The sequence below is a fragment of the Sphingobium aromaticiconvertens genome (assembly GCF_037154075.1).
In the GTDB taxonomy this organism is placed as follows: domain Bacteria; phylum Pseudomonadota; class Alphaproteobacteria; order Sphingomonadales; family Sphingomonadaceae; genus Sphingobium; species Sphingobium aromaticiconvertens.
In genome coordinates this window covers 2,239,144-2,254,048 of the sequence record NZ_JBANRJ010000001.1, presented here as the reverse complement: position 1 = coordinate 2,254,048, position 14,905 = coordinate 2,239,144, and the positions used below count along the sequence as shown (strand labels likewise).

The 14,905-nt window shown below is 62.1% G+C and carries 13 protein-coding genes and 1 other RNA gene; 1 reads left to right on the top strand and 13 read right to left on the bottom strand.

Going from position 1 to position 14,905, the window contains the following annotated elements:
* Positions 1–23 precede the first annotated feature (23 nt).
* Positions 24–671, top strand: a complete 648-nt coding sequence (locus WFR25_RS10820) for a prolyl hydroxylase family protein (protein WP_336970865.1) — start codon at positions 24–26, stop codon at positions 669–671.
* 78 nt (positions 672–749) lie between these two features.
* On the opposite strand, the gene WFR25_RS10815 is transcribed toward WFR25_RS10820, so the two are convergent.
* From WFR25_RS10815 to uvrC, 13 genes are all read right to left on the bottom strand, one after another.
* On the bottom strand, positions 750–3,446 hold the full coding sequence (locus WFR25_RS10815) for a TonB-dependent receptor domain-containing protein (RefSeq protein WP_336970863.1): 2,697 nt from the start codon (positions 3,444–3,446) through the stop codon (positions 750–752).
* Between the two features lie 92 nt (positions 3,447–3,538).
* Positions 3,539–5,134 carry an SPFH domain-containing protein gene (locus tag WFR25_RS10810; RefSeq protein WP_336970861.1) on the bottom strand — a complete coding sequence of 532 codons (1,596 nt, stop codon included), beginning with the start codon at positions 5,132–5,134 and terminating at the stop codon, positions 3,539–3,541.
* Between the two features lie 259 nt (positions 5,135–5,393).
* A complete protein-coding gene (locus tag WFR25_RS10805) occupies positions 5,394–5,855 on the bottom strand; it encodes a tetratricopeptide repeat protein (protein ID WP_336970859.1) in 462 nt (153 codons plus the stop codon).
* A gap of 293 nt (positions 5,856–6,148) precedes the next feature.
* Positions 6,149–6,505, bottom strand: a transfer-messenger RNA (tmRNA) gene (gene ssrA, locus WFR25_RS10800).
* Positions 6,506–6,540: 35 nt separating this feature from the next.
* Positions 6,541–7,332, bottom strand: a complete 792-nt coding sequence (locus WFR25_RS10795) for a LysR family transcriptional regulator (protein WP_336970857.1) — start codon at positions 7,330–7,332, stop codon at positions 6,541–6,543.
* On the bottom strand, positions 7,329–7,727 hold the full coding sequence (apaG, locus tag WFR25_RS10790; protein ID WP_336974850.1) for a Co2+/Mg2+ efflux protein ApaG: 399 nt from the start codon (positions 7,725–7,727) through the stop codon (positions 7,329–7,331). The genes WFR25_RS10795 and apaG overlap by 4 nt, the downstream gene beginning before the upstream one ends.
* Before the next feature lie 34 nt (positions 7,728–7,761).
* Positions 7,762–8,970 (bottom strand): trans-sulfuration enzyme family protein, encoded by a 1,209-nt coding sequence (locus tag WFR25_RS10785; RefSeq protein ID WP_336970855.1) that lies wholly within the window; start codon positions 8,968–8,970, stop codon positions 7,762–7,764.
* Complete coding sequence (locus WFR25_RS10780) at positions 8,967–9,965, bottom strand: threonine dehydratase (RefSeq protein ID WP_336970853.1); 999 nt, start codon at positions 9,963–9,965, stop codon at positions 8,967–8,969. Before WFR25_RS10780 ends, WFR25_RS10785 begins: the two co-directional genes overlap by 4 nt.
* Before the next feature lie 86 nt (positions 9,966–10,051).
* The gene (leuB, locus tag WFR25_RS10775) at positions 10,052–11,095 is read right to left on the bottom strand and encodes a 3-isopropylmalate dehydrogenase (RefSeq protein ID WP_336970851.1); all 1,044 of its coding nucleotides are present in this window, start codon (positions 11,093–11,095) and stop codon (positions 10,052–10,054) included.
* 52 nt (positions 11,096–11,147) lie between these two features.
* The gene (gene recO, locus WFR25_RS10770; RefSeq protein ID WP_336970849.1) at positions 11,148–11,882 is read right to left on the bottom strand and encodes a DNA repair protein RecO; all 735 of its coding nucleotides are present in this window, start codon (positions 11,880–11,882) and stop codon (positions 11,148–11,150) included.
* A gap of 36 nt (positions 11,883–11,918) precedes the next feature.
* On the bottom strand, positions 11,919–12,047 hold the full coding sequence (locus WFR25_RS10765; protein ID WP_336970847.1) for a hypothetical protein: 129 nt from the start codon (positions 12,045–12,047) through the stop codon (positions 11,919–11,921).
* A gap of 25 nt (positions 12,048–12,072) precedes the next feature.
* Positions 12,073–12,282 carry a hypothetical protein gene (locus WFR25_RS10760; protein WP_336970846.1) on the bottom strand — a complete coding sequence of 70 codons (210 nt, stop codon included), beginning with the start codon at positions 12,280–12,282 and terminating at the stop codon, positions 12,073–12,075.
* 610 nt (positions 12,283–12,892) lie between these two features.
* Complete coding sequence (uvrC, locus tag WFR25_RS10755) at positions 12,893–14,812, bottom strand: excinuclease ABC subunit UvrC (RefSeq protein WP_336970842.1); 1,920 nt, start codon at positions 14,810–14,812, stop codon at positions 12,893–12,895.
* Positions 14,813–14,905 lie beyond the last annotated feature (93 nt).

The following is a 14,905-nucleotide window of genomic DNA, read 5'->3' as shown; positions in this document are numbered from 1 at the left end:
CCTCTCTGGATAGTCAGGGCATCATGACCGACGCCACCTCCATTGCCTCTCAGGACGCCGATCCAGTCCGGATCGCCGCCCTGCCCAGGGTTCAGCGCGTGCCCAGCAAAGAGCTGGCCCTGTTCATCCGCCGCGACTTTCTGGACGCAATGGAATGTGCGGCGCTTATCGAGCGGATCGAAACGAACCGTCGCCCCTCCACCATCGCCGACGCAAACGGCGACGGCTCCTTCCGCACCAGCGAGACGTGCGACCTCGATGCCGCCGACCCGGTCGTTGCCGCCATTGACGCAAAGCTCGCCCAGTTTGCGGGCATAGATCCCGCCCATGGCGAACCGATCCAGGGCCAGCGCTATGCGCCCGGCCAGGAGTTCAAGGCGCATACCGACTATTTCGACCCGAAAGGTGCGGATTTCCTCAAATATTGCACCGGCGTCGGTAATCGCACCTGGACGCTGATGGTCTATCTCAACGACCCGCAGGCGGGCGGCGCGACCCGCTTTCCCAAGATCGGCAAGACCGTCCAGCCCGAAACCGGCAAGCTCCTTGCGTGGAACAACCGCCTTGGTCCTGGCGCCTATAATGCCGCCAGCCTGCATCATGGTATGAAAGTCCGGGCGGGCGTCAAATATATCATCACCAAATGGTATCGCGAGCAGCCCTGGCGCTAACGCTCTTCTAAAGCGCGCAAACGAAAACGCCGCCCCTCCCATTGGAAGAGGACGGCGTAATCCGTCATACTGTCAGGATCAGAAGGCGACGCTGAACGATGCCGCGATCGTGGTCCCCAGCTTATATTTATTGTAGAAGACCTGGGTGTCGCCCAGTTCCTGGAATTCCTTGTAGGTCCGGCCAGTGATGTTACGCGCCTCGAACTTCACTTCGCTGTTGATGCCGCCGGGCAGCAACACGCCCTGCCGCGCCACGAAGTCCAGCGTCAGGCCCGGCCGTTCCTTGATATCAGGCTGCAGGTTCGGGCCGCGGCTGGTGACGCGGTCGCTGGCATAGGTCAGCAACAGCGTCTGCTGCGACAGTCTGTCCGTATCCTCCAGACCGATCTGGAAATTCACCAGATGATCCGACTGGCCCGTCAACGGCGCACCGTTCATGAAATAGTCGGAGGCGGCAGGTAAGCCGCCAGCCGTGTAAGTATAGGGAATGGTCGTGTCGCCTTCCTTCACCTTCAGCTTGGACTGGGTATAGGTATAGTTGCCGATCAGGACGATGCGGCGGCTCTGGAAGAAGGGCGATTCCGACATGGTATCGAGCGGAATATATTTCTGCGCTTCGATCTCCGCACCGTAAAGGGTCGCCTCTGGCGCGTTTGCGAAGCTGCTCGTCACCGAATAGCTGTCGTTGATCGTCGTGTAGGTTTCGATCGGATTGTCGATCTTCTTGTAGAAGACCGCGCCGGTCAGCCGCTCGTCACGCCCCATATACCATTCGACGCGCAGGTCGGCATTCCACAGCTCGCTGTCCTGCAGGAACGGGTTGCCGCGATAGAAGCGGTTGGATTCGGTATCGACATAAGGCTGGGCGATCAGTTCGCGGAACTGGGGCCGTGCGATGGTCTTCGACCCGCTGATGCGAACCTGCACGCCCTTGGCCGCTTCGATCGTCAGGGTTGCGGCGGGCAGCCAGTAATCGTTGCGGATCTGCTGGAACGGGGTCACGCCGGTGTTGTAGACATCGACGCCGGTCACGCCCTGCTTGCCATTTTCATAGCGCACGCCGGCGTTGAGCGACAGGCCCGGCACGATCTCTGCCTGCACCTGCGCATAGCCCGCATGGACGCGCAGGCTGGCGTCATAGACCGGATAGTTGCCCGTGAAATCGAGCAGGCTGAGGTCGAACAACTGGATCGTTGCATCCGACGTCAGATAATCCGGACGCTGCTGCTGCACCGGGATCGGCAGGTTGGTCGCGTCATAATGCAGCTCGTAGCGCGAGGAGGTGCGCTTCGTATTGGTATAGGCATAGCCGATCGTAGCCGTGAAGGCGGGCGAGAATTTATAGGACAGATCCCACCCACCCGACCACAGATCCTCGTTCAGATCGCTGAACGTGACCGAAGCGTCGCCGCGCTGGCGGTTGAGCGCATTGATGAACCGATCACCCACCGGATCGACCGCCAGATCGCGGTTGGACCGGACATAGGTGAACTCACGCTCATAGGGCGCCTCGCGCTGCGAATTGGCATAGCCGCCGCGCAGGTCCAGGCTTAGGGCATCACCGATCTCAAATTCACCAACCAGCTGCGTGTCGATCAACTGACGCTCATACCAGGCAGTCGACTGATTCAGATAGTCCGCACCCAGCAGGGCGCCGTCATTCTGACCGATCGCAATCGCGGAACGCTTCAACGTGTCGCGGATATAGAGGTTGGTCCAGCGCAGTTTCTGCTTGCCCAGTTCCAGCCCGACACCGATCAGGCCGTTCACCGTCACCTGATTGTCGGTCATGACCTGCTCGAAATTCTTGCCGGTCGGCTGCGTCAGGTCCAGCGAGGCCTGCTGGATATTGTCGCGGGTCCGCCACTTGTTACCATAAGAGGCGGTGGCGATGATGCCCAGACGGCCATCGCTGCCGATGTCGGTCGCCGTACCCGCGTTGATCGAGCCGGAAAAGTTGAACGGCAGGCTGTTGGTGCGCTGCACCACCGACGTCTTGGCGTTCAGGAACTGCATGGCGATGCCCTGAAGTTCCGGGCGCGTCATGTCGGCGAACGGTTTGCCGCTGGCGAAGGCCTGCTTCAGCGCGGGCGGCACGTCGCGCGACCCATCGTCAAAGCCGGTCCAGTCGGACTTGCTGCCATAATGGGTATAGCCCAGTTGGCCGGACGTTTCGGTATTGGCGGAACTGCCCATGCCGATCTCGAAATAGCTTTCGGTCGGGATCGCCTTGGTCGTCAGGTTGATGACGCCGCCGCCGAACTCGCCGGGGAAATTGGCCGAAAAAGTTTTCTGCACCAGGGTCGATGCGATCACGCTGGTCGGAAAAATGTCCAGCGGCACAACGCGCTTGAGTGGTTCGGGGCTGGGAAGCGGCGAACCGTTCAGCAGCGCCAGCGAATAACGGTCACCAAGGCCACGGACATAGACGAAGCCGCCTGACGCGACCGACAGGCCGGTCACACGCTGGAGCGATCCGGCGATGTCGCCTTCACCCGTGCGCTTGATATCTGCAGCGGACAGGACGTTTACCACCTGCGGCGCGTTTTGCGACACGTTGGTCGTGCGGCGGCCGGTGACGATGATGTCCGCACCGGGGATCGATACGTCGACATTGCCGGCCTGCGCATCCGCCTCTTCAGAAGCAGTCGGCACGCCCGAAGTGGTGGACTGGTCGGGACCGGCGCCCGTGGGCGTATTCTGGGCCATCGCGGCAGGCGCGACCAGCGCGGTGGAGATCAGAAGCAGGCGCGCCAAGCTCAACGGCTTCGACATGGAGTTTCCCCTGGAGAGAGAGTGTATTTGTGCAATTGGGGCGGGGAAGCGCGGCCTTGCCCGCTTCCCCGCCCTTGATGGTCAAAGGCCGATCAGGTCGTCGGGATCGCGGTGCAAGCGCCGCTGGTCGAACCGAAGCTGGCCGTGACCGAGTTGCAGGTCCAGCCGGCGTACCAGGTGTCGTTGGCGTCCTTCACTGCACCGATATAGTTGGTGGTGGTGAAAGCAGCGTCGATCGTCTTGGGATCGATCGCGGTGCGGGCCGTTTCGGTCGCGCCGTTGATGAACAGGCTGGTCAGCGACGGCGTGTAGGTGATCGTGCTGTTCGGATCGGTCGTGAAGATCGACTGGACCTGTGCGTCGGTCACGCCACCGGTGCCGCGGAACGGCGTGCTATTGCACTGCATCGCCACCGACAGGTAGCGCGGCGCACCGGCATCCTGAAGGGCCGTATCGGCAGCGCGGATCGTCGCGGCGCTGTTGATACGCAGGCAGCTCTGGTCGGGGCTGACGATGATGCCGTTGACCAGGGCAATATCGGCACCGCCACGAACAAGCATCGCCGCCAGATCGTCACCGGTGTTCGAACGCTGAATGTGCGTGAAGTTGGCGACCTTCAGATACTGGCGCGGCAGTGCGTCTTCGCTGGCGTTGGTCGCCGTCGTCGAACCGTTCGAGTCGGTTTCGAGGAAGGTGTCACCGATATTGTTGCCCGAGCGCTGGGCGGAGATAACGAACTGGGCCGTACCGCGATAACCGACGTCGGTATCCAGATTGTCGTCTTCGTTGCCGGTCAGGACCAGATATTTGAAGTGGACGTTGCCACCAAACGCTTCGATGCCGTCGTCCGAGCTGTTGTGGACCTGGATGTGGTCAATCTGGGTGCCGGTGCCGACGCCCGATGGGGTCAGGCCCTGAAGCTCGCGGCTGTCGGCCAGCACGAAGCCCGAATAGCGGATCTGGACATAGGACAAGCGGCCCGAATTGTCGGCGTCGTTGGCGCCGCCATACAGGGCGTTGCTGGTGCCTTCGGTGTCGCGTTCACATGCAACGGTGCCGGGCGCAGCCGCCGGAGCCTGACAATCGGTGATGCGCGCACGGCCCAGTAGCACGATGCCGCCCCACTGGCCGGACGACTGATCGGTCACGGTGCCAAGGACGTTTTCGCGGCTGGTGAAGACGATCGGGCTGGTAGCCGTACCGACAGCATTGATCCGGTTGCCGCGGTTAACGGCCAGATAGGCGTTGCCGGTAGCGGCGAAGGCCACCACGCCCGGATCGACCGTCAGCGTGACATTGGTGTTGGTGCTCGACGGCCCCTGATCGGTGCCGACATCGACGCGGCCGGGCAGCGAGTAGATTACGCCGGGAACCTTGGCAATTGCGGTCGAGGCGGTGAAGCGTGCGGGGAAGCCGCAGTTACGCCACGTGTTGCCACCGCCAGTGATGGTGCCCAGATCGGCCAGCTGGTCGGGCCCCGCGATCGAGGGGCAGTTGGCAGCGGGCGTGACACCGGTCGGGGTCGGCGTTGGGGTCGGCGTGGGCGTTGGGGTCGGCGTCGGCGTCGGAGCAGGAATGACGATCGTGCCTTCACCGGGCGATGCAATATCGTCGGCGCCACAGGCGCTCAGCGCGGCGCAGGCGCAGCCGGCCATCAATATGGTCTGGATTCGGGTAAACTTGGCCATGTCGTCTCCGCTCCGGCGGATGCCGGGTTATGATAAAGATGCGGAGCAACCGGAGGGCTTACGACTCGAACAACACCCCCCTGTCGCCCTCGAGGGCGGCAACTAGGGGGCAGTGATGACAGGCGTGTTGGGTTTGTGAGACTCTAGAGCGTCAATTAAATGACACTTTAATGTCATTCATGACAATGTTGTGACAATCGCACGGAAAAAGGCCGCAACCCCCATGGATGACGGCCTTTTCTCCCTTACGGATTAAACGTCAGCGGGCGGCGAAATTGGTGCCCAATCGACCAAGCGCCCGGCGCGCAATGTCACGCGAGAATGCCTCGCTGCCATCAGCCAGCACCAGCATCGTGTCAGGCGCATAGCGGGCCGAGGTATAAATTTCGTGTGCCTTGGCGTAGCGGCCCATGCCTGCATAGGCATTGCCCAGGTTGATAAGGCGGGCGGGATCATTGATCGCATCGGGCGATTTAGCCTTCAGCCGCGTTGCCGCCCCGCGAAAATCGCCCTGCATCAGAGCCGTCGCGGCAAGACCGCCGTCCGTCACGCCAACGATCTGACTCGGCTGGATGGAACGGGCGTGAATGGCATTGGCCTTAACGGAAATGGACTGGTGGAAACTGGCCTGATCGGAACCGGCCTGCTCAGGCGCTGCAACCGCCCCCGTGGCCAACGCCCCGGCGAGGACGAAACCCGTAAAAGCCACGATTGCACGCATCTAAAATCTCCTGAAAAAAACTTCTTACTATAATCAGGAGTATTTCACTTTGATGACATTCCCACAAGATCACTAGGCCATCGTTGAATCAATTAAGTTTTTCTATATATCAATGGCTTATAAATATTTCACAGCACTGTCATAAAATTGCAATCGAACAGAGATCGACAATAGCCCTCCGAGTCGTCTTCGCAAAGGGCAAAGAAACGCGCTTTGCCGCCTGACAAGCGGATGCTGGGCGATATGGAATGGAGGTCCGGGAGGTTCTGTTGCCCGGCCCTCCCGGAGGCCGCTGAATTCCCTTCTGTTGCCCGGTGGGTTCAACCGCGCTATTTTAGAGTAACTTCAGGCCGTGAGGCCCTTGGTTACGCTGCAATGGCGAGTGCTTCGTTATCGTTGGCACTTATGAGTTTTAAACAGTTTTACGGCTTACTCAGGCCGGGCAAAAACACCGTCTTTGAACACACGTCGATCCTAGTTCGGCCCCGTCAGAAGCCCCCTTCATGCCTTGCGGCTTTTAAGGACTTTTGGTGGAACCGCCGGGTACTGCCCCCGGGTCCGCTGCGTCTATTACACGGCACAATTTATCGCCATAGCCGGGCGAACCCGGCAATACCCATATGGGGAAAGTCGTCGGAAATATCAACGGCTAAGACACGCAATCGGCATAGCCACGATCAAAGGATCAGGCGGTCAATGCCTCGACCAGCGCCTTGACCTTCTTCTGCCGCCATTGCGGCAAGGGCGCGATCAGCCAGTAGCTGGCCGATACCATGATCGGCTCGCCTACCTGCCGCACCCGGCCAGCGGCGAGGTCAGCCTGTGCCAGCAATTCCGGCACCTTTGCCCGGCCAAAGCCGTTCGCCGCCGCTTCGATCGCCAGACCACCATCGGCGACCCGGATCGACGCTGGCTGATCACTCTCCAGACACCCCGGCCAGTCGATCCGCATGTCCGGCCCGCCCGCCGCAGACTCTACCGTCACGAAGCGCGCCGCGCCCAGTGCAACACCCTCATTCTCTCCCGGTCCGCTGGCAAGGCGGATCGCGATGTCCAGATTGGCCTCCGTGAAGTCCAGCGCATCATCGGCTGCGACCAGCGCGAATTTGAGGTCCGGAACATTCGCCGCATAGGCGGCCAGCCGTGGCTGGAGCCATTTGGCGCTGATGTCCCGTGGCGCGGCAATGGTCAGCGACAGGCTCGACTGCCCGGCCTGCATCGCGCGAACGGCCTCCTCAAACTCCAGAAAGCCCGACCGCAGCGCGTCCAGCCCCGCTTCTGTCTCCGGCGTCAGTTCCAGCCCCTTGGGCGTGCGACGAAACAGGACCACGCCCAGCATGTCCTCCAGCGCGCGGATCTGTTGCCCCACGGCTGCGGGCGTCACCGCCAGTTCGTCGGCGGCGCGCGTGAAGGACAGGTGCCGCGCGGCGGCATCCAGCACGCGCAGGCCGTTCAGCGGCAAATGGGTGCGCTTCATTCGGCCACCGCCGGCGCGATCAGCGCAAAATGGGGGATGGCGACATCGAACGTCTGCCCGCTGGCGCCCAGCATATGATAGCTGCCCTGCATCGATCCGGTCGGCGTCGCCAGCGGACAGCCCGACACATAGTCATAGCTCTTCCCCGGCTGCACCACCGGCTGCTCACCCACCACACCGTCGCCATCAACCTTGTGCTGCGCGCCGCGCCCATCGGTGATCAGCCAACTGCGCGTCAGCAATTGCACAGGTTCGTCCCCGTCATTCTCGATACGGATATGATAGGCCCAGAACCAGCGGCCCCGGTCCGGCTCCGACTGTTCGGGCAGGAAGGTGACGGCCACATGCACGATGATGTCGCGGGTGGTCGCATGGAAGGGGAAAAGGGCATTCACAATGAAAGGCAATGCCCCTTTCCCGCCGCTCCCGTCAACGCCCTATCGACGTCAGCGCGCGATCCAGATCCTCGATGACATCATCAGGGTCTTCCAGACCGACGTTGAGGCGCAACATATCCTCGGTGATGCCGATTTCCAGCCGTGCAGCCTCCGCCATGCCGAAATGGGTCGTGGAGGCCGGATGCGTCATCAACGAACGCGAATCGCCGATATTATTGCTGATGTCGACCAGGTTGAGGCCATTGAGCAGCCCATGCGCCTCCGCCCGGCCACCGCCGACATACAGCGAGAAGATCGGCCCCGCCAACGTCATCTGGCGCATCGCCAATGCATGCTGCGGGTGGCTCTCCAGCCCCGGATACAGCACCTTGGCGACGCGCCCTTCCAGGAAGCGCGCGACCTTCAGCGCATTTTCGCTCTGCCGCGTGATCCGCAGGTCCAGCGTCTCCAGCCCCTTCAGCACCACCCAGGCATTGAAGGCGGACAGCGTCGGCCCGGTATTGCGATGAAAGGGCAGCAGCGTGTTGAGAATCCAGTCCTGCGACCCGCAGATCGCCCCGGCCAGCACGCGCCCCTGCCCGTCCATCATCTTGGTCGCGCTATAGGCGACGACATCGGCACCGAAATCCATCGGCCGCTGGAGCGCGGGCGTGGCGAATGCGTTGTCGACGACGCTGACGATGCCATGCGCCTTCGCGATTCCGCAGATCGCCGTCATGTCGGCAACGTCCATCGTCGGGTTGGCGGGCGTTTCGAAGAAGAAAACCTTGGTATTGGGCCGGATCGCGGCTTCCCACGCCGCATTGTCGCGGGCGTCCACGGTCGTCGTCTCAATCCCGAATTTGGGCAACAGCGTGTCGGTCAGCCAGCGGCAGGAACCGAACAGCGCCTTGCCCGCGACCACATGGTCGCCAGCGGACAGTTGGCACAGCAAGGCGGCGGTCATCGCCGCCATGCCGGTCGCGGTCGCACGGCAGGCCTCGGCGCCTTCGAGCAGGGCGATGCGCTGCTCCAGCATCTCGACCGTGGGGTTTTGCAGGCGGCTGTAGGTCATGCCGACCTGATCACCCGCAAAGCGCGCGGCGGCATCCTCCGCCCGGTCGTAGCTATAGCCGCTGGTGAGGAACAATGCTTCCGACGTCTCGCCATATTCGCTGCGCGCGGTGCCGCCGCGAACGGCCAATGTGGCCGGACGCCAGTGCTTCGTGATCTCCCGATCCTGACCTGATTTTCTTTTCATACTGCCTTCCGCATGTCTTGCGTAACGCGCGGCGTCGCGCCGCCCAATATCTCGGCCGCCTGGCCCATGTCGCAATTACCGCCCGACAGGATAACTGCAACCTTCTTGCCCCGCATTACGTCCTTTTCCTGAAGCAAGGCCGCCAGCGCGACGGCGCCAGCCCCTTCGGCCAGATTGTGGCTATCCTGCCAATAGAAGCGAATGGCGTCGGCCACCTCATCGTCGGTAACGCTCACGAAGCGATCGGCGCGCGGCCCGAAATAGTCGAGCGCGGCCTGAACCGGCGTACAGACGGCCACCCCGTCAGCGAATGTGTAAGCGGTGGGACTGGTCAACAGCCGCCCCGTCTCGAACGACCGCTTGGCCGCATCGACATGGGCCGACACGACGCCCACGACCTTGATCTTCAACCCCAGCGCGTCGCGTGCGGCGATCGTCCCGCACAGGCCCGACCCGCAACCGACGGGGACATAGACGGTGTCGAGGTCCGGCACGGCGTCGAACAGTTCCAGGCCATAGCTCGCCACGCCCCGCACCAGTTCGTCGTGATAGGCGGGGACCATGAACAGGCCATCGCGCGCCGCAAGCCGCAGAGCCTCCGCCTTGGCGCTGTCGAAATCATGGCCATGTTCGATCAGGGTTGCACCGAACGCGCGCATCGCGGCGTTCTTCTCCAGCGCATTGCCGTGGGGCACGACGATCGTGGCGTGCAGGCCTGCCGCGCTTGCCGCACGCACCTGCGCTTGCCCATGATTGCCACGGGTTGCGGTGATGATCCCCGTCACCTGCGGATGAGTGCGCCGCAGCCAATCCATATAGGTGATCGCACCCCGGACCTTGAACGCTCCGGTGGGCGTGTGATTTTCATGTTTGACCCATAGCGCGCAGCCCGCTCGCTCGGCCAGCAGGGGCCAGGCATATTGTGGAGTCGGCGGCATCTGGCCGTGGACCATCTGCGCGGCGGCGCGTAGCGAGGGCAGGGAAAAGTCGGTCATGAGGCGCGCCATAGCCGCGCCTCAGTCAGCCCGACAGGACCGCTCCTGCCGAACTGGCCCCGCAACCTGCCTGACTGGCGCCTGGATCAGAGCGCCGCCAGCACGGCGTCGCCCATCGCCTGCGTGCTCATGGAACCGCCAAGGTCGGGGCTGCGCGCACCGCCAGCCAGTGCCTTGGCCACCGCCGCCTCGATCCTGTCCGCCTGCTCGGGGAGGTTCAGCGAGTAACGCAGCATCATCCCTGCCGACAGGATGGTCGCCAGCGGATTGGCCTTGCCCTGCCCGGCAATGTCTGGCGCGGAGCCGTGGATCGGCTCATACAGCCCCTGCCCGCTGCCGTTCAGCGTGGCCGATGCCAACATGCCGATCGACCCTACGCACATGCTTGCCTGATCGGACAGGATGTCGCCGAACATGTTGCCGGTGACGATCACGTCAAACTGTCCGGGGTTGCGCACCAACTGCATCGCGGCATTATCGACATACATATGGCTGAGCGCGACATCGGGATAGTCGGCCGCCACCTCGATCACCACGTCGCGCCACAACTGGCTGGTTTCCAGCACATTTGCCTTGTCGACCGAGCAGAGTTTGCCCCGGCGCGCGCGCGCGGCCTGAAAACCCGCATGGGCAATCTGGCGGACTTCCGCTTCGTTGTACGACATGATGTCATAGCCTTCGCGCAGGCCGTCTGCGGTCTTGCGCATCCCCTTTTCACCGAAATAGACGTCGCCATTGGTTTCGCGGACGATCAGCAGGTCGATGGCGCTCGCCACTTCCTGCTTGAGCGCGGAAGCATCGGCCAGTTCGGGGAAGACCTTCGCCGGGCGAAGGTTGGAAAACAGCCCCAATTCCTTGCGAAGACCCAGGATCGCCTGTTCGGGGCGCAGATGCCGCTCCAGCGAATCGCAATCGGGATCGCCCACTGCGCCGAACAGCACGGCGTCGGCCCGGCGCGCTATGTCGAGCGTCTCGGGCGGCAGTGGATGTCCCACCGCCTTATAGGCCGCGCCACCGACCAGCCCTTCCTCGTAAGCGAGGCCATCGATCGCCAGCGCGTCGAGTACCCGGCGCGCCTGCGCGATCACTTCGGGGCCGATACCATCTCCGGGAAACAGGGCGATCAACATGGGGTAACTCCATTGGCGGCAATTTGCCGCCGCCTTATGGTCCGTCAGCCTATCACGCAACCGCTCTTTTCAACCGTTCGACCAGCCTTTCGCGCGCGGCAAGCACATCGGCCCGCCTGTCGGTCAACACCGATCGCTCCAAGAAAAAGCCGGTGAGGCGCAGGCCGTCGATGATATCGGGCCAGTCCGCCTGCCCACCTGACACAACGAAGGATGGAAGCGGCAGCAGCCGTTCCTCATATCCGACGGCGCCCGCGCGACTGACGGCGGCGGCGCTGCGCGGGCTGACAAAGGTTAGATCGTCGGCCCCGCCGGTCGCGGCGCAACGGGTGAGGTCCAGACCAAAGCCGAGTTCGGCGAGCAGAAGCAGTTCATAGCGCACCAGCGCCACCGCCCAGCCCCGCGCCGCCGGAGCCGCCTCGATCGCCGCCAATACGCCATCGAGCGCCTGATACAGCGCCGGACAGGGCGTCCCCTCCGACAAGGCGGCGGCGGTTAGCGCACAACTCCAGTCGATCGCGGCGGCGGGCAAGGGTTCGGCCAGCAGGGGCGCGCGGCTTTGCACAAGCTCCACCGTCAGGCTGGCCAGTTGTTCTTCTGTACGGGCGCGAAAATCACCCTGCACCGCATTGCCCGGCATCAGCACAGGCCGCATCGTGCGGGAGCGGCCACCGCGCACATAACCGCCGACCAGCCCGTGATCGGGGGTCAGCAATCGCGCGATGGCCCCATGTTCGCCATGCGGGCGAACGGCGCAGACTATGGCGGAGGTCAGCAGCGACGGCATAATCCCGTCCTAGCCACTTCGCTCCGCTATCGCCATTCAGCTCTTTATATTTACCAGACCAACAACCGCCGGCTTGGTGGATGGATTGGAAGCATTAGCCTTTTTGGGTTTTTCCGCCTTGGGTTTGCGGATTTCCTTGCTCGACTTTTTTTGACTCTTGGCCATGCGACATCCTCTCCATAGTCATGGGTTATTTGGTGGCATATTGCCCAGGTTCGGCGCCGAAATTGTCGCGCGCATGTGCGCGAGCAGCGGTGGCCGTCTTGAACTCTTCATCCTGAAGAGTCGCGGTCACGATGGGATAGCCCTGCGAATTGAAGCGGGTGTCGCGCACCGTCAGGCGGAACACGCCCTCTTCATTCTTGGTGATGAGAAAGGGCTTTACGGGTACGCGGCTCATATCGGGATCTCCCTGTTCGTGAAAAAAGAAAATGCCGGGCAAAGCTGTTGCTCTGCCCGGCGATGGGGTTAGCCGACCATGTCGGCGACGATTTTTTGCAATTCCCTGCTCGACAACGTGCCCGAGGGTCGGGACTGGCCCGAAAATGCGGGCGCCAGAAACGCGGACGACTGACGGTCAAAAGCGGGAGTCAATATTGGACGAAGTATAGAGTGATTGAGTATGTTCATTTAATCCTTGGCGACCCTGTGCCGCCATCTTTATGATGTGTCAGCCCTATGCCGCCACATGCGTTATGAAGCGCGCCCATCCCATGATGGTCGCGTAGCTGTTCTGGTCACTGTTTGAGATCCATGATCTGAAGGGAAGCTATCGCTTCTAGCCAGTTCTTCCGCGCCCTGGCGCCATCACAGGCTGCCGGTCGGGGGAAGTGTCACAGGTCGTCATAAACGACATCAGCAAAGCCCATATAAGGCAAGTCGCCGGATTTTGCAACCACATGGCCGCGGCACCGCCCCGACGCTGGAGCCACTCTGGAGCAAGCTGCGTTAAATCCGATATGGGGCGCTTGCTCCAGTTCTCTGTTGTCGCATCGTTTTTTTGCGATGCTCTAGCCGTGGAAATAATCATAAACTTGTTGAGCGACGGCTTTCGACACACCGGGAGCACGCCGCAAATCCTCCAACGCGGCGCTTTTCACCGCCTTGGCCGTGCCGAAATGCATGAGCAGCGCCTTCTTGCGCGATGGTCCGATGCCCGGCACCTCGTCCAGCGAACTGACGGTGATGGCCTTGCTCCGTTTATCCCTATGTGCCCCGATGGCGAAGCGATGCACCTCGTCGCGCAGCCGCTGGAGATAGAAGAGCACGGGATGATTGAGGGGAAAGGTCACTTCCCGGCCGTCCATCATATGAAACACTTCCCGCCCTTCGCGGCCATGGTCCGGTCCCTTGGCAATGCCGATCATGCAGACATCCTCGATGCCCAGATCCTCCAATATCGTCCGGGCGGCCGATAGCTGCCCTTTCCCGCCGTCGATGAGGACCAAATCCGGCCATTCACCGCTGTCGCGATCCGGGTCTTCGCGTTGGGCGCGGCCGAAGCGGCGCTCGAAAACCTCGCGCATCATCGCGAAATCGTCGCCCGGCGCCGTGTTGGGGTTTTTGATATTGAACTTGCGATAGGCGCTTTTGCGGAACCCTTCCGGTCCCGCGACAACCATTGCGCCCAGCGCGTGGGCACCCTGAATATGGCTGTTGTCGTAAACTTCGATCCGGTCGGGCACCCCGTCCAGTCCAAAAGTCTCGACCATCTCCTCCAATATCTTCGCCTGCGTCGTGGTTTCGGCGAGGCGCCGGTCCAGAGCCTCGACCGCATTGCGTTGCGCCTGTTTGATGAGGCGGGTGCGATCACCGCGTTGGGGCACTTCGATCCGCACCTTCGCGCCGATGCGTTCCGTAAGCGCTTGCGCCATCAGCTCGCATTCGGCGGGCTGGCGGTCGGTCAGCACCAGTCGGGGCGGTGGCACCTCTTCATAAAATTGCGCCATGAAGCTGCGGAGAACCTCGTCTTCCTCCACTTCGGCGGTGTGGACGGGAAAAAAGCTGCGATGCCCCCAATTCTGCCCGCCGCGAATGAAGAAGGCCTGGATGCACATGGCGCCGCCCTTCGTGGCGAGCGCGAATATATCCGCGTCGCCCAACCCTTCGGCATTGATGGCCTGACTGCCCTGGATGAAGGTCAGCGCCTTCAGCCGGTCGCGGATCACCGCCGCCTGCTCGAAATCCATCGCATCGGCGGATGCCTGCATCTGCGCGCCCAGCTTCTTCTGAACGGCGGTTGATTTCCCGCCGAGAAAATCCTGAGCGTCCCGGACCAGATCGGCATAGCCCGCCGCATCGATCCGATCGACGCAGGGCGCAGAGCAACGCTTGATTTGATAGAGAAGGCAAGGTCGGGAACGATTGGCGAAGAAGCTGTCCGTGCAGGAGCGGAGCAGGAACAGTTTTTGCAGCGCGTTGATCGTGCGCGTCACCGATCCGGCGCTGGCGAAGGGACCGTAATAGCGCCCCTTATATTTGCGCGCGCCGCGATGCTTCTGCACGCGAGGGAAGGCATGATCCTCCCGCAGCAGGATGAACGGGAAGCTTTTGTCGTCGCGCAACAGGACATTATAAGGCGGACGAAAGCGCTTTATAAGCTGCGCCTCCAGCAGCAGCGCTTCGGCCTCGCTGTTCGTGGTGACGATCGTCATCGACCGGGTCTGGGACACCATCCGCTGGAGCCGTTTTGGCAGACGATCGACCTGGGTGTAGTTGACGACGCGGTTCTTCAGCGCGCGAGCCTTGCCAACATAAAGGACATCGCCACGGGCATCCTGCATCCGATAGACGCCGGGACGGGTCGGCAGGGTTTTCAGAACATTGCGGATCGCTTCGACCCCGGCATCGATATCCGGCGCGCCGGAACCGCGGACGGTATAGCTGGCCTTGTCTTCGTTGAAACGGTCGGGAGATTGGGGACTGGACATTATGAGGATGAGATAGCGGCGATGGGGCGGATGGCAAGTTGCTATCCTGCAATAGCAAAAAGGCCGGTGCGGTTGCCCGCCCGGCCTCTTTGC

Coding starts and splice junctions, on each gene's coding strand:
- WFR25_RS10820 (WP_336970865.1), top strand. CDS start 24: ATGACCGACGCCACCTCCATTGCCTCTCAGGACGCCGATCCAGTCCGG.
- WFR25_RS10815 (WP_336970863.1), bottom strand. CDS start 3,446: ATGTCGAAGCCGTTGAGCTTGGCGCGCCTGCTTCTGATCTCCACCGCG.
- WFR25_RS10810 (WP_336970861.1), bottom strand. CDS start 5,134: ATGGCCAAGTTTACCCGAATCCAGACCATATTGATGGCCGGCTGCGCC.
- WFR25_RS10805 (WP_336970859.1), bottom strand. CDS start 5,855: ATGCGTGCAATCGTGGCTTTTACGGGTTTCGTCCTCGCCGGGGCGTTG.
- WFR25_RS10795 (WP_336970857.1), bottom strand. CDS start 7,332: ATGAAGCGCACCCATTTGCCGCTGAACGGCCTGCGCGTGCTGGATGCC.
- WFR25_RS10785 (WP_336970855.1), bottom strand. CDS start 8,970: ATGAAAAGAAAATCAGGTCAGGATCGGGAGATCACGAAGCACTGGCGT.
- WFR25_RS10780 (WP_336970853.1), bottom strand. CDS start 9,965: ATGACCGACTTTTCCCTGCCCTCGCTACGCGCCGCCGCGCAGATGGTC.
- leuB (WP_336970851.1), bottom strand. CDS start 11,095: ATGTTGATCGCCCTGTTTCCCGGAGATGGTATCGGCCCCGAAGTGATC.
- recO (WP_336970849.1), bottom strand. CDS start 11,882: ATGCCGTCGCTGCTGACCTCCGCCATAGTCTGCGCCGTTCGCCCGCAT.
- WFR25_RS10765 (WP_336970847.1), bottom strand. CDS start 12,047: ATGGCCAAGAGTCAAAAAAAGTCGAGCAAGGAAATCCGCAAACCCAAG.
- WFR25_RS10760 (WP_336970846.1), bottom strand. CDS start 12,282: ATGAGCCGCGTACCCGTAAAGCCCTTTCTCATCACCAAGAATGAAGAG.
- uvrC (WP_336970842.1), bottom strand. CDS start 14,812: ATGTCCAGTCCCCAATCTCCCGACCGTTTCAACGAAGACAAGGCCAGC.